This window comes from Flavobacterium amnicola, from assembly GCF_004122165.1.
Taxonomy (GTDB): domain Bacteria; phylum Bacteroidota; class Bacteroidia; order Flavobacteriales; family Flavobacteriaceae; genus Flavobacterium; species Flavobacterium amnicola.
The window spans coordinates 228767-244751 of the sequence record NZ_SBKO01000001.1; the positions used below are offsets into that span (position 1 = coordinate 228767).

12 protein-coding genes are annotated in these 15985 nt (G+C 35.0%); 11 read left to right on the forward strand and 1 reads right to left on the reverse strand.

What is annotated here, in order from left to right:
- Window position 1: 1 nt before the first annotated feature.
- The 11 genes from EQG63_RS01060 (at window position 2) to EQG63_RS01110 (ending at window position 15643) form a co-directional block, all read left to right on the forward strand.
- Window positions 2-1537 (forward strand): cryptochrome/photolyase family protein, encoded by a 1536-nt coding sequence (locus EQG63_RS01060; RefSeq protein WP_164974433.1) that lies wholly within the window; start codon window positions 2-4, stop codon window positions 1535-1537.
- On the forward strand, window positions 1534-2844 hold the full coding sequence (locus EQG63_RS01065) for a DASH family cryptochrome (RefSeq protein ID WP_129433470.1): 1311 nt from the start codon (window positions 1534-1536) through the stop codon (window positions 2842-2844). Before EQG63_RS01060 ends, EQG63_RS01065 begins: the two co-directional genes overlap by 4 nt.
- On the forward strand, window positions 2841-4268 hold the full coding sequence (locus EQG63_RS01070) for an SDR family oxidoreductase (protein WP_129433473.1): 1428 nt from the start codon (window positions 2841-2843) through the stop codon (window positions 4266-4268). Before EQG63_RS01065 ends, EQG63_RS01070 begins: the two co-directional genes overlap by 4 nt.
- A gap of 90 nt (window positions 4269-4358) precedes the next feature.
- Window positions 4359-4628: a 30S ribosomal protein S15 gene (gene rpsO, locus EQG63_RS01075; protein ID WP_129433476.1), complete on the forward strand. Its 270-nt coding sequence runs from the start codon at window positions 4359-4361 to the stop codon at window positions 4626-4628.
- Between the two features lie 152 nt (window positions 4629-4780).
- Window positions 4781-6928 carry a polyribonucleotide nucleotidyltransferase gene (locus EQG63_RS01080; protein WP_129433479.1) on the forward strand — a complete coding sequence of 716 codons (2148 nt, stop codon included), beginning with the start codon at window positions 4781-4783 and terminating at the stop codon, window positions 6926-6928.
- A 111-nt stretch (window positions 6929-7039) separates the two neighbouring features.
- Entirely contained in the window at window positions 7040-7759 is a 720-nt protein-coding gene (locus EQG63_RS01085; RefSeq protein ID WP_129433482.1) for a hypothetical protein, read from the forward strand.
- Window positions 7760-7773: 14 nt separating this feature from the next.
- Complete coding sequence (locus EQG63_RS01090) at window positions 7774-10518, forward strand: TonB-dependent receptor (RefSeq protein WP_129433485.1); 2745 nt, start codon at window positions 7774-7776, stop codon at window positions 10516-10518.
- A gap of 3 nt (window positions 10519-10521) precedes the next feature.
- A complete protein-coding gene (locus tag EQG63_RS01095; RefSeq protein ID WP_129433488.1) occupies window positions 10522-11745 on the forward strand; it encodes a DUF4249 domain-containing protein in 1224 nt (407 codons plus the stop codon).
- Between the two features lies 1 nt (window position 11746).
- Window positions 11747-12985, forward strand: coding sequence for a DUF4249 domain-containing protein (locus EQG63_RS01100; protein ID WP_129433491.1), 1239 nt, complete (start codon window positions 11747-11749; stop codon window positions 12983-12985).
- The gene (locus EQG63_RS01105; protein ID WP_129433494.1) at window positions 12973-14646 is read left to right on the forward strand and encodes a hypothetical protein; all 1674 of its coding nucleotides are present in this window, start codon (window positions 12973-12975) and stop codon (window positions 14644-14646) included. The genes EQG63_RS01100 and EQG63_RS01105 overlap by 13 nt, the downstream gene beginning before the upstream one ends.
- Window positions 14647-14779: 133 nt before the next feature.
- On the forward strand, window positions 14780-15643 hold the full coding sequence (locus EQG63_RS01110) for a sigma-70 family RNA polymerase sigma factor (protein ID WP_014164868.1): 864 nt from the start codon (window positions 14780-14782) through the stop codon (window positions 15641-15643).
- A gap of 144 nt (window positions 15644-15787) precedes the next feature.
- Here the strand turns inward: EQG63_RS01110 and EQG63_RS01115 are convergent, their stop codons facing one another.
- Window positions 15788-15973 carry a hypothetical protein gene (locus tag EQG63_RS01115; RefSeq protein ID WP_129433497.1) on the reverse strand — a complete coding sequence of 62 codons (186 nt, stop codon included), beginning with the start codon at window positions 15971-15973 and terminating at the stop codon, window positions 15788-15790.
- Window positions 15974-15985 lie beyond the last annotated feature (12 nt).

Genomic DNA, 15985 nt, shown 5'->3' on the forward strand with positions numbered 1-15985 from the left:
AATGGCAAAAACCCTAAGACTACTACTCGGCGATCAATTAAACAGCAATCATTCTTGGTTTCAAACTACAGATGATTCGGTTAGATATGTCCTAATGGAAATCCGTTCCGAAACTGATTATGCCATCCATCACATTCAAAAAATAGTGGGTTTCTTTGCCGCGATGCGCCACTTCGCTTCCGAATTAAAAGAAAAAAACCATCGTGTTATTTATTATCAACTAAATGACCCAGCGAATTTACAAGCATTTGACAAAAACCTAAATCAACTTATAGAAACAGAAAATTTCACACAGTTCGAATACCAATTACCCGACGAATATCGTTTGGATGAAATAATGAAAAACTTTTGCCAATCGCTTGCTATTTCCTATTCTGTTACCGATTCAGAACATTTCATGAGTACAAGAACGGAATTGGGCGATTTCTTCGACGGCAAAAAAACATTTTTAATGGAAAGTTTTTATCAAAGGATGCGAAAAAAACACAACATTTTAATGCAAGGCGACAAACCGCTCACCGGAAAATGGAATTATGACGGCGACAACCGAAAAAAATTACCGGCAGCTCACAAACCGACACCTCCACTCGTTTTTAACACTGATGTTTCGGAAATTGTTTCAGAAATCAAAAAAACAAATATTAAAACAATTGGAACTATAGATGCCCAATATTTCGTTTGGCCTACATCCAGAAAGCAATCTTTAGAATTATTAGACTTTTTTGTTGCCGAATGTTTACCCCTTTTTGGAAGTTACCAAGATGCCATGACACCTAACGAATGGTCGTTGTATCATTCGAGAATTTCCTTTTCGATGAATGTGAAATTGATTTCACCATTGGAAGTCATTCATCGCGCTATTTCAGCATGGGAAAAGCGTCCGGAAGAAATTGGGTACAACCAGTTAGAAGGTTTCGTCCGACAAATTATTGGCTGGCGAGAATATATGCGTGGTATTTATTGGAACAAAATGCCTGATTTTGCCGCTTTGAATTTTTTCAATAATCAAAATAAATTACCCGATTGGTATTGGACTGGAAAAACAAAAATGAATTGTTTGAAAGATGCCATCAATCAATCCTTACAGTACGCTTACGCCCATCATATTCAGCGCTTAATGGTCACTGGGAATTTTGCACTTTTGGCTGGAGTCCATCCTGATGAAGTCGATGCCTGGTATTTGGGCATTTATATTGACGCCATCGAATGGGTTGAAATCACCAACACTAGAGGCATGAGTCAGTTTGCCGATGGTGGCATAGTGGGTACAAAACCTTATGTGAGTTCGGCTACGTATATCGATAAAATGAGTCACTATTGTGGCAGTTGTTTCTATAAAAAAGCACTAAAAACTGGAGACAAAGCTTGTCCATTTAATAGTTTATATTGGAATTTTTACGATAAAAACGAAGACAAACTAGGGAAAAACCCTCGCGTTGGAATGATGTACAATGTGAGGCACAAAATGAAACCCGAGGACAAAGCCGCCTTATTGCAACAAGCTGATTATTATCTTAAAAACATTAACGAGTTATGATAAAGACAGCATTAGTTTGGTTTAAAACCGACTTGAGAGTAGAAGATAACGAAACTTTAGTCAAAGCTATTTCGCAAAGTCAAGAGATAATCCCGGTCTATTGTTTTGACGATTCGCATTTTGAAACCACTTCGTTTGGATTTCAAAAAACAGGACCTTTCAGAGCTCAGTTTTTACTAGAATCTTTAGAGGATTTGGATAGAAATTTAAGACGTTTAGGATCGGGTTTATTACTGATTAAAGGCAAACCCGAAATTGAAATTCCGAAAATCGTACAGGAATATAAAATCCAAAAAGTTTTTGCGAAACGCGAAGTGGCATATGAAGAAAAGCAGACGGAAAAATTAGTTCAAAATGAATTATTCAAGTTGCGATGTGAATTAGAAACGTGTAGCACGAGTACCTTATATCATGCCGAAGATTTACCTTTTTCGATAAAAGACATTCCAGATGTATTTACCAATTTCAGAAAAAAAACAGAACAAGATGCTATCGTCCGAAATCCATTCCAAAAACCAATTCGAATCAATTCACCCAAACTGCCTCTTTTACAATGGCCAACATTAAAAGAATTAGGGTTAAAAAAAACAACAATCGATGCTCGTGCGGCCATTCATTTCAAAGGGGGAGAAACGGAAGCATTCAATCGCTTGCAACATTATTTTTATGACACCAAATGTTTGTCTAATTACAAAGAAACCCGAAACGGAATGGTAGGTTCCGATTATTCTTCCAAATTTTCGGCATGGTTGGCTATGGGCTGTATTTCACCGCGGTTGATTTACTCTGAGGTTAAAAAATACGAAAAAGAATTTGGCGCGAATGATTCGACCTACTGGTTGATTTTCGAATTACTTTGGAGGGATTTTTTCCGATTTATGTTCAAAAAACACCAAACAAAATTTTTCTTGTATGCTGGAATTAAAAACGAAAAAGCCAATTCCCAATCTGTACAGGAGAAATTATTGTCCCAATGGATAAATGGCAAAACACCTTCTGATTTTATAAATGCGAACATGATTGAATTGAAACGCACGGGTTTTATGAGTAACAGAGGCCGACAAAATGTTGCCAGTTATTTTTGCAATGAACTCAACATGGATTGGCGCATAGGTGCAGCGTATTTCGAACAACAATTGATTGATTATGATGTTTGTAGCAATTGGGGAAATTGGGCTTATTTAGCTGGTGTTGGCAATGATCCTAGAGGCCATCGCTATTTTAACATTGAAAAACAAGCCCAAGAATATGACAAGTATAAAGTATTTCGAACGCTTTGGTTATCCAACTTAAAATCTGAAAAATGAAAATCCTTTTAACTGGTGCGAATGGTTATGTGGGCAGACGATTGCTTCCCGAGTTATTAGAACAAGGACACGAAGTAGTTTGTTGTGTGCGTGATAAAAACAGATTAGGCCTAGATGCCCTTACAATGTCTCGAATTAAGGTTTGGGAAGTCGATTTTCTTGATGAAGTAACGTTTGCTGATTGTCCGAAAGAAATTGATATTGCATACTTTTTAATCCACTCGATGGCAAGTTCCACAGAATCTTTTGATACTATGGAAGCAACTGCGGCGCAAAACTTCAACACCTATGCAGGTCATATGCAAATCAAACAAGTCATTTATTTGAGTGGTATTGTAAACGACCCAAAGCTTTCGAAACACATGCTTTCCCGAAACAATGTTGAAAAAATATTGCAAAATGGCGCAGCACAGCTCACCGTTTTAAAAGCAGGGATTATTGTGGGTTCTGGCAGTTCGTCTTTCGAAATTATCAGAGATTTATGCGAAAAACTTCCGGTAATGATTACTCCAAAATGGGTACTAACCAAAACACAACCCATTGCCATACGAGATGTCATTCAATATTTAATTGGTGTTCAAAACAAACCAGAATGTTTTAACCAGTCCTTTGATATCGGGGGGCCTAATATCATAACCTACAAACAAATGATGCAACTATATGCCAAAACACGAGGCATACGATTAGCTATTTGGACCATTCCAGTGATGACCCCCAAACTTTCTTCCTACTGGTTGTATTTTGTCACTTCTACTTCTTATAAACTAGCCATGAATTTGGTAGACAGCATGAAGGTTGAAGTAATTTGCAACGACAATCGGTTACAAAAAATGCTACAAATCAAGCCCATTTCTTATGTCGATGCTATCAAATTAGCTTTTGAAAAAATGGAGCAAAATTTGGTTATCTCCAGTTGGAAAGACAGTTTGTCTAGTAGTCGATTCAAAAAGAATCTTTCCCATTATATTCAAGTTCCTAAATTCGGATGTTTGAAAGACCATAAAAAAATTCAAGTTGAAAATGTCCCGCAAGTGCTCGAAAACATTTGGTCGATTGGAGGTGATAAAGGGTGGTATTATAGTAGTTGGATGTGGCAATTGCGAGGATTTATAGACAAATTGTTTGGAGGTGTTGGTTTACGACGCGGCCGAACACATCCAACACATTTAGACAATGGAGATGCCCTTGATTTTTGGCGGGTTTTATTAGCCGATAAAGAAGGAAAACGACTCCTTCTCTTTGCCGAAATGCGGCTCCCAGGAGAAGCTTGGTTAGAATTTAAAATTGACGAAAACAATGAATTGCATCAAATTGCTACGTTCCGACCCATTGGGATTTTGGGACGGTTGTATTGGTACAGCATGATTCCTTTTCATTTTTTTATATTCTCTGGAATGATTAAAAATATTGCCAATCGCAAATAAAGTATTGTATTTTAGAAAATAAAATGTATTTTTGCACCCGTATTGGAGAATTACTTCAATCTACATAATAATCATTTAAATAATATTAGCATGTATTTAACTAAAGAAACAAAAGCTGAAATCTTCGCTCAACACGGAGGAAAAGCTGAAAACACTGGTTCTGCTGAAGGGCAAATCGCTTTATTCACTTTCAGAATCAACCACTTAACTGAGCACTTGAAAAAAAATCGTCACGATTACAACACAGAGCGTTCGTTAGTGAAATTAGTAGGTAAAAGAAGAAGTCTTCTTGACTACTTAAAGAAAACGGAAATCAATAGATACCGTGAGATTATCAAAGTATTGGGTATTAGAAAATAATCAATATCAAAAAGAGGTGCCTACGCGCCTCTTTTTATTTTATATTTCGTTTAAAAGAAAGTTTGGTTTTTCATTGGAACACAACAACTACAACAACACAACAACTCTGCTGACAGGCAGAAACCAATGTAAAATTAAATAAGGGAAAATTTATGATTCCACAATTATTTGTAGAAAAAATCGATTTAGGTGATGGCAGAAGCATCACAATCGAGACAGGGCGTTTGGCCAAACAAGCCGACGGTTCTGTAGTAGTTAGAATGGGCGACACCATGATACTAGCAACAGCAGTATCGGCTCGTACCTCAAATCCAGGAGTAGATTTTTTACCGTTAACGGTAGATTATCGCGAAAAATTCGCAGCTGCTGGTCGTTTTCCAGGAGGTTTCTTCAAAAGAGAAGCACGTCCTAGCGATAGCGAAGTATTAACCATGAGATTAGTAGACCGTGTATTGCGTCCACTTTTCCCAGACGATTACCATGCAGAAACACAAGTGATGATTCAGTTAATGTCTCATGACGAAGAAGTGATGCCGGATGCCTTAGCTGGTTTAGCAGCATCGGCTGCTTTAGCAGTTTCTGACATTCCATTTTACAATTTAATTTCAGAAGTACGTGTAGCACGTATCGATGGAAAATTTGTAATCAACCCAAGTAAAGTAGACTTAGAAAAATCGGACATCGACATGATGATTGGAGCTTCTATGGATTCGGTTGCAATGGTAGAAGGAGAAATGAAAGAAATTTCGGAAGCAGAAATGGTAGAAGCTATCAAATTTGCTCACGAAGCGATTAAAGTTCAAATTCAAGCGCAATTGCGTTTACAAGCTGCTTTTGGTAAAAAAGAGATTCGTACTTATGAAGGTGAGAAAGAAAACGAAGAAATTTACAAAAAAGTAAGAGCTGCAGCCTACGATAAAATTTATGCTATTGCAAAAGTAGGTTCTGCTAAACACGAAAGAGGCGCTGCCTTTGCTGAAGTAAAAGAAGAAGTAAAAGCTTTATTTACAGAAGAAGAATTAGCGGCTGACGGTGATTTAGTATCTAAATATTTCTACAAAACCAACAAAGAGGCGGTTCGTAACGTAGTGTTAGAATTAGGTATTCGTTTGGATGGTAGAAAAACAACGGATATCCGACCAATTTGGTGTGAAACGGATTATTTACCAAGAGTTCACGGTTCTTCATTATTTACACGTGGAGAAACACAAGCATTAGCTACTGTAACTTTAGGAACATCAAGAGAAGCCAATCAAATCGATTCTCCATCTGAACAAGGTGAAGAGAAATTCTATTTACATTATAACTTCCCTCCTTTCTCAACTGGTGAAGCAAAACCTTTAAGAGGTACTTCAAGAAGAGAAGTAGGACACGGAAACTTAGCACAACGTGCTTTGAAAAATATGATTCCTGCCGATTGCCCTTACACTATTCGTATCGTTTCTGAAGTATTAGAATCTAACGGTTCTTCTTCTATGGCGACAGTTTGTGCTGGAACTATGGCCTTAATGGATGCTGGAGTTCAAATGACCAAACCAGTTTCTGGAATTGCAATGGGATTGATTACTGATGGAGAAAAATTTGCTGTATTGTCTGATATTTTAGGAGATGAAGATCACTTAGGAGATATGGACTTTAAAGTAACGGGAACTAAAGATGGTATTACCGCTTGTCAAATGGACATCAAAATTGATGGATTACGTTATGACATTATGGAACAAGCTTTAGGTCAAGCGCGCGACGGACGTTTACACATTTTAGGTAAATTAACCGAAACGATTGCTACTCCAAGAGCTGATGTTAAAAAACACGCACCGAAAATCATCACACGTACGATTCCTGGAGCTTTCATTGGCGCTTTAATTGGACCTGGTGGAAAAGTAATTCAAGAATTACAAAAAGCAACTGGTACTACAATCGTAATCAACGAAGTAGACGAGCAAGGTGTGGTTGAAATCTTAGGAACAGATCCAGATGGAATTGCAGCAGTATTGGCTAAAATTGACTCTATCATTTTCAAACCAGTAATGGGAGAATCATATGAAGTGAAAGTAATCAAAATGCTAGATTTTGGAGCAGTGGTAGAATATACACAAGCACCAGGAAATGAAGTATTACTTCACGTATCGGAACTTGCTTGGGAACGTACTGAAAACGTTGCCGATGTAGTGAATATGGGAGACGTATTTATGGTAAAATACCTAGGTGTTGACCCTAAAACACGTAAAGAGAAAGTGTCTAAAAAAGCACTTGTACCTCGCCCTCCACGTGAAGAGAAAAAAGAAAATCCTCAAGGTTAATTTATAATTAATTAATTCAATAGGTTGAATCCCAAGTAGCAATGCTTGGGATTTTTTTATTTGTTTTATAAGAATTTTTGTACATTTACGTTTCTTATACAAAAACCGAAAATGAACATTTCAAAATTTTTCAAAAAAAAACCAGTTTTAATTGTCCTATTCACTTTTTCAGTCAATTTGTTTTGTGCCCAAACCAACACAATCAATGAGCTAGATAAAATTGATCACACTATTGGCAACCAAAGCCTACCGTATCTGAACGGTAAATTGCATTTAAATTACGACAACACCATCGAAGAAAACAACCATAGATACTTTGATAAAAATCAATTTGTTACTGGAGATATAGTATATACTGGTGACAATTATTCCGGGCTACAATTAAAATACGACATAAAAGAGGATGTACTGGTATGCCTTCCAGACCAAGAAAACAATTATATTAAAGTGAATCTGATTTCCGAATATGTAAACGCGTTTTCACTCGGAAACAAAAAGTTCATCAACCTGACAAATGATTTGAAATCAAAATCAAAAAAAGGGTTTTATGAAAAAAGATTTGAATCAAAGAATGTGATCCTATATATCAAACATTTTAAAAACGCTCAAGAAACATTCAAAAACAATAGAAAGCAAATTGAATATTTTTACAATAAAGAACATGTCATTTATGCCAAAGGCACTTATTTTTCATTTGAAACCGAAAGAGATTTAATTGAAATATTTCCAGAAATGAAAACGGAAATAAAAAATTACTACGAGAAAAACCAAAAATTGGAAAAAGACAATAAAACGGAGTTTGTCCTAGCCTTTTTAAAATCACTTAAATAATATTTCGAAAAAAAATGAAATCTAAAATATTCCTATTCTTACTAGTCTTTGCAACTCAATTTTTGTTTTCACAAGAAACCAACCAACCTTTTACCCTTGAGTTTTCAAATCAAAGTACTAAATCAGTCTTTGACAAGATAGAATCCATTTCTAACTATCGTTTTTATTATGATGAAAAATGGCTGTCTACCAATTTAATTTCGGGAAGTTATGAAGGAAAAACCATTACGTTTATCCTAGAAAAAATTGTTGAAAACACAGAGTTAAACTTCTTAATCGATCAAGAAAAAATTATCATCACAAAAAACAAAATGATTTACACTTCATTGCCTGATAACTTTTTTACTAAATCGGGCAACGAGACAAAACCTTCCACTAAGCCAATATTTAATGATATTGAAGCAATCAAATCCGGAAATTTAACCTTGATTGGAAAAGAATCATTGAACAATACCGAAGACACATATACATTAAAAGGAAACATCAAAAGTGCCAAAAACGGACTTCCTCTTAGCGATGTAACTGTTACAAACAAAAGCAACAAAAAAACAACGGTTACCGACGCAGAAGGCAACTACAGCCTTGTTGCTGATTATGGTGAAAACGCCATCGAATTTGACGGTCAAGGGTTTCAAAAACAAACCCGAAAGATTATCATTTACAACAATGGTAAACTAGACATTACGCTTTCAGAAAAAGTAAACCTGTTGAATGAAATTGTAGTCAGAGGAAAAAGAAGAAACAATCTAAGAACGGCTATCACTGGTGTGACAACTATTGAAGCAGAAGGCATAAAAACAGTACCATTAGTTTTAGGAGAAAGAGATGTTTTAAAAATCGCTCTTACAATTCCTGGAATTAAAACGGCTGGTGAAGGGTCGGCTGGTTTTAATGTAAGAGGTGGTAAAGAAGATCAAAATTTAATTTTATTAGACAATGCCACCCTTTATAATCCCTCTCACTTTTTTGGATTTTTCTCTGCAATAAACCCCTATGCTACCAACCGTGTTGACATTTACAAAGGTGGAATTCCAGTGCATTTTGGTGGTCGTCTTTCTTCTGTTTTTGACATCATCTCAAAAAATGGAAATACCGAAAAATTAAAAGGTGAAGCCGGAATAGGACCAGTAACCAGCAATGTTACCATCTCCACTCCTATCGTAAAAAACAAATCGAGCTTGCTTGTAGGAGCTAGAGGAACGTACTCTGGTTGGATCTTGAAAAGTTTAAAAGATGATCAACTAAAAAACAGTCAAGCTTCTTTTTATGATGCTATTGCAAAATACCGCCATGAGTTTAACAAAAAAAACAGCTTAGAAAGTACTTTTTACTACAGTAATGATAAATTTAGCATCACTTCCGATTCTTTATTTAATTACAGTAATTTATTGTTATCGGTAAAATATAATTTAGCTTTCAATGACAAACATAAAGCCGAAGCCAATTTTACCAATAGTGATTACAAGTTCGGAATCGATTATGACAATCAGAATAATGTTACCAATTCCTTTGATTTCGGATTTCGAATCAGAGAAACGCAAGGAGTTTTAAAATTCAATTATGCGTTTAATCCAAAAAACAGAATAACTTATGGTGTTTCAGGAAAATTATACAAAATAAATCCGGGAACTGTAAATCCTAAGTATTCCATTTCTCTAATAACACCTTTAGATATTGCAGATGAAAAAGGACTTGAAACGGCTGCTTTTGTCTCCAACAATTATAAAATATCCGAAAAATTATTAATCGATTATGGTGTTCGTTTTTCTGTATTTACAGCGTTAGGTGCTTCAGTACAAAAAACATATCTAGAAAATAAACCAATTAGTGAGGCGACCGTTACTGGCGAAAAAGTATTTGGAAACAACGAAAAAATAAAACGCTTTTCCGGTTTTGAGCCAAGGATTTCGGCAAAATATAGCATTACGGATAACCTATCTTTAAAAGCTGGATACGACAAAACGTATCAATACATTCATTTACTATCAACCAACACCACACAATCACCAACCGATACCTGGAAATTATCAGACTTGAACGTAGACCCACAAAGTGGCGAACAATTTTCATTTGGTATTTTTAAGAATTTCGCCAATAGTGATCTAGAAGCAAGTGTTGAAGGATACTATAAAAAATCAAAAAATATTTTAGACTATAAAGTCGGTGCCAATATTGTATTAAATAAACATTTGGAAACCGAATTACTTCAGGGAGAAGGAAAATCATACGGAATTGAATTTTTACTTAAAAAGACCGAAGGAAGACTTAATGGTTGGTTAGGATACACCTATTCTCGTGCCTTTATTAAACTAAACAGTCAGTTTGATGAAGAAATTGTAAACAATGGAGAATATTTCCCTACAAATTTTGACAAACCACATGATTTTAGTGCTGTTTTAAATTATAAATTTACCAAACGATATAGTTTTTCTAGTAACTTTACGTATCAAACAGGAAGACCTATCACCTATCCTGTTGGAAAATATGTATTTGGAGGTGCCGAATACACCTTATATAGTGACCGTAATAAATTTAGAATTCCCGATTATTACCGCCTTGATATTGGTGTAAACATTGAAGGGAATCACAAAATAAAAAAACTAGCACATAGTTTTTGGAACATTTCGATTTATAATCTTTTAGGAAGAAACAACCCCTATTCTGTATATTTTGTAACCGAAAATGGCAGAATAAAAGGGTATAAAACTTCCATTTTTGGCATTCCAGTTCCTACTATTACTTATAATTTTAAATTTTAAGGTATGAAACAGTTACTCAAAAGTATTCTATTCTTGTTGCTTGTAACAAGCTGCACGGAGCCGTATGCACTTCAAAGTGAGGATTTCGAAGAAGCATTAGTAGTGGAAGCTACTCTTACCAATGAATTTAAAAAACAAGAAATAAGTATTTCTAAAACCTATCCTTTGGAGAACATTCAAACCAGTATTGAAAAAAATGCAATTGTGTTCGTAAAAGATGATTTAGGAACTACCTACAATTTTATAGAAACTGACAATAAGTACATTTCGGAGAATGAATTTCAAGCCTTGCCGAATCGTACCTATCAGTTGTTTATTAAAACCGCAAATGGAAATAGTTATGTCTCAAACAACCAAACATTAACTAAAAACAATACTATTGACGATGTAACAACAACTGTAAGAACAATTAATGGGCAAAAAGGAGTAGAAATCGGAGTGAATCACAAAGATCCTGATAACGCTTCAAAATTTTACAGATATACTTATGAAGAAACTTCGAAAGTAACGGCTCCTAAATGGGTTGATTCGGAATTAAAATTACAAATAACTGCTCCTTATTATGATATAATCTATGCTTTAATTTATTTCGAACTTAGAACTGAAGAAGCGAGAGTATGTTATAAAACAACAAAATCAAAGGAAATTATTCTTAAAGAAACCACAAAACAATCGCAAGATATTGTTGAAAAATTTCCGCTAAAATTCATCAACTATAAAAATTATGATATTGCTGAACGCTATTCAATTTTAGTAAACTTATACACCCAAAATTTAGAATCATATACCTACTACAAAAACTTGAAAAAGTCGGCCGAAAACGGAAACATCCTATCTCCTAGTCAACCCGGTTTTATTAGAGGTAATATTACTTGTGTAAACGACAATAACAAAAAAGTGTTAGGTTATTTTGAAGTATCTTCAGTAAGCTCTAAACGCATATTCTTTAATTATTTTGATGTTTTTGTCGACGAAAACAACCTTCCTGATTATTTTAATCCTTGCAATATTGTCGAATTAGAACCTTACGATTATGAAGGCTTTAGAGAAGATGGTGATGAAAAAGAAGCGATTACCCTGAGAACAAAAATTAAAAATAAGTCATTGATCTATTATGACAAATATTTCAAATCAAACGGAACAATTACCTTTATGCTGGTAGAACCTCCTTGTGGTGATTGTAGAGTTATAGGTTCAAATGTTAGACCTTCATTTTGGATAGATTAATATGAAAAAATACATCACATACATCTTACTAACGCTCATACTTACAAATTGTACAGAACCTTATGCTTTACAAACAGAGGATTTTGAAGACGCTATTGTCGTAGAGGCTACAATTACTAATGAGCTAAAAAAACACGAGGTAAAAATTACCAGAACCTTCCCATTGGAATTTCAAAAAGCAATGCACGAGGAAAATGCTATTGTATATGTGTTAGACGATTTGGGTAATCGATTCGATTTTGAAGAAGTTGACAAAAAATATGTTTCTGTAACTCCTTTCGAAGCAATGCCAAATCATAGCTACCAGCTCTACATTACAACAAGTGATGGTAAATCATATAGTTCTTCAAAAGAGAATTTACCTACCATCACCCCTATTCAAGACGTTTTAACAAGAGTTATTACCAAAGACGGCCAAAAAGGGGTTGAAATTACAGCGAATACTACCGACCCTACAAATACTTCAAAATATTACAGGTATCAATTCACTGAAACCTCAAAAGTAACTTCGCCAAAATGGAATCCTTACAAACTCATATTACTTGACCAACCCAGAATTTGTCCGGGCCCTAATTTTATAGGATATGAATCTATTGGGTATGAATTACGTGGTTATGAATCTCGAACTTGTTATAGAACCGAAAATTCTAACAATATACTAATCACCAGTACCACCAATTTATCCCAGGATCAAGTGATTCATTTCCCAGTGCGATTTATTGCTAATACTGATTATACTATTGCAGAGCGATACTCAATAGAAGTAACACAATTTGTACAAAACTATAATGCGCACAGCTACTACAAAACATTAAAAAAAATAAGTGAAAACGGAAATCTTTTATCTGGAAATCAACCTGGATTGGTAAAAGGCAATTTAAAATGCATTACTAATTCTAACGAAAATGTATTAGGCTTATTTGAAGTAGCATCGGTTTCTAAAAAAAGAATTTTCTTCAATTTTGATGAACTTTTCCCGGGTGCCCCAATCCCAAAATACTTTGTAGAATGTAAAGAATACGGCTATGATAGCATGGATTTTGGAAAACCCGACCCAAGACCTAATGCTGAGTTCCCATGCGGTACAGGAGGCCAAGGCACCACATTACGAAGATATATTAGAAATAACACCGCAACCTATTTCCGTACTGATCAGACTGTCATTTTTCTGGTACAGCCAATTTGCGGAGACTGTACAACTATTGCATCAAACATAAAACCTTTATTTTGGATAGATTAAAAATTATTACCGTTTTCGTGTTGTTACTCAACAACACTATTTTCTCACAATCAAACGCATCATTTGAAAAAAACAACGAAACATGTCGTTTAAGTACAAATGCAACCGCCTTTGTAAATGGTGAACAACTTTTGTATGCTGTAAATTGTTTACCTAGCAATTCAAATCAAAAGCTACTGAGTAAAATTGCTTATGTAGAATTAATAGACCATCAGAAAAAAAGCACCTTCAAACAAAAACTATTTTTGAACAACGGGAAAGGAAATGGTTATTTTACCATTCCAATGACCTTACAAACCGGAAATTACAAACTCATTGCCTACAGCAATCGCATGTTTAGTTTTAATGAAGCAGAAATACAATCGGTCGCAATAACGATTATAAATCCGTATATTGTGAGTACAAGCGAACACATTAAAACAACTAACGATCCAATCGCGAGCATTTCAAATACATCAACCGCTACTTTTATAGAAACACCTAAAGAGTTTTCAAACAGACAGGAAATAAGTTTTGATTTGAAAAGTTTGTTGGCCGATTTAAAGGCGAATTCTTTTTCGGTATCGGTTCGAAAAAAAGATGAATTAGATCATAATTTTACTAAAAATGGGACTTCACAAAATTCCCTTTCAAAAATCACGACAAATGCTAATCTAATTTCGGAACTTCGAGGGGAAATAATTGCAGGAAAAATCACGGCTAAAACACCTTCGTTTTCAATAGAAAATAAAAACATAAGCCTTTCCTTTCCGGGACAAAACAACACAGTAAAAATCACCAAAACCAACAAAAAAGGCGAGTTTTATTTCTTACTTGAAAAAGCATTTTACAACAACAATGCCATTATACAAGGAGTTGATGAGGATAAAGAAAATTATGCCATTGAATTATACAAAAATGACACGGATTTTTCTGGAATAGCAATTTCCCCAGAATTAACTATTCCCTCGTCTTTAAAAAAACCTATTGAAAACAGACTAGTGGCAACACAAATAGAAAATTCTTATTTTGAAAAGAAGCAAGATTCGATCAAAAAAACGAATGCTAGTCTACCTTTCTATGCCGTTTATTCTAAAGAATATAAATTAGATGATTATACTCGTTTTCCAACTTTACAGGAAACGATAATCGAAATTATTGATGGTGTTTCGCTAATTAAACACAAAGACAACTATCAGTTGTACCTTAAAGATTATGATGAAAACACCAATTTAGAAGTCCCTTCATTAGTATTAGTTGACGGCTTGTATATTCAAGATATCAAAGAATTACTGAATTATAAAGCGGAAGTTTTTGCTACAATTAATACGGTTAAAGGAGGTTACTTCTATGGTAGTAAGTTATACAATGGTATTGTTGAATTGACTACAAAAAATTACAATTACGAAACCAAATTAACGGGTGACTTTATCATTCGTCCTGAAATGTTACGACCATTACCAGAAAAAGTCAATTACAATCCGAAATATGTAGCCAATTCCGACTTGACAAAAATACCCGATTATCGATACCAATTATATTGGGAACCCAACTATACGGATACCAATCAACCTATCACGTTTTACACCTCTGATATTGATGGCACCTTTGAAATAAAAATTGAAGGATTTGATTCCAAAAACGAATATTTCAAACAATCACAATTCTTTGAAGTAAAATAAACCAAAGCTCCCGTTTAACAAAAATGGGAGCTTTTTTTATTAAGTAAAAAATATTTTAATTATTTTGTAACTTTTTTGCAACTCAATACGTATAACTAACTCACACACTTAAAATTTCAAGGAGAGCATTTAGATGAGACAACTTAAAATTACAAAGCAGGTAACCAATCGTGAGACTGCGTCGTTAGACAAATATTTACAAGAAATTGGTAAAGTAGATTTGATTACGGCTGATGAAGAGGTAGAGTTAGCACAACGTATAAAAGCGGGTGATCAACGCGCTCTAGAAAAACTTACCAAAGCTAATTTACGTTTCGTGGTTTCCGTGGCTAAACAATATCAAAACCAAGGTTTAACGCTTCCCGATTTGATTAATGAAGGAAATTTAGGTTTGATTAAAGCAGCACAACGTTTTGATGAAACCCGTGGTTTCAAATTCATCTCTTATGCGGTATGGTGGATTCGTCAATCTATTTTACAAGCACTGGCAGAACAATCTCGTATCGTTCGTTTGCCCTTAAATAAAATTGGTTCGATTAATAAAATCAATAAAATGTACGCTTTATTGGAGCAATCTAACGAGCGTGCTCCCTCTGCTGAAGAAATTGCAGCAGAACTTGACATGACCGTAAATGACGTAAAAGAGTCTATGAAAAACTCTGGTCGTCACTTATCTATGGATGCTCCATTAGTGGAAGGAGAAGATTCTAACTTATACGACGTATTACGTTCGGGTGAATCTCCAAATCCTGATAGAGAATTAATCCATGAATCATTACGTACTGAAATTGAGCGTTCATTAGAAACATTAACGCCTCGTGAGGCAGATGTGGTTCGTTTGTATTTCGGTTTAGGTGACCAACACCCAATGACTTTAGAAGAAATTGGAGAAACTTTCGATTTAACTCGTGAGCGTGTTCGTCAAATTAAAGAAAAAGCAATCCGCAGATTAAAACATACTTCAAGAAGTAAAATCTTGAAAACGTATTTAGGGTAATCCTAAAACCGCAACAACAGTCTTATGACTGTTCGTTTTTTGATTGATGATTGAAACTCCGGCTGATTACCGGAGTTTTGCTTTTTTAAAGCTCTCCTCCGGTCAGTTCGAGCGAAGCTCTCGGGTTTCCGGAGTTTTGCTTTTTTAAAGCTCTCCTCCGGTCAGTTCGAGCGAAGCTCTCGGGTTTAGCTCAAGAATATTAACCATTGAAACTCCAGCTGATTTAGCTTCGCTCAGTTCGGCTTCGCCTCGAGTCCGGAGTTTTGCTTTTTTAACAATACAAAAAACCTGACAGCCACTGGCTGTCCTCCTTTTGATTTCAAAACCCATGCATTAAATTTT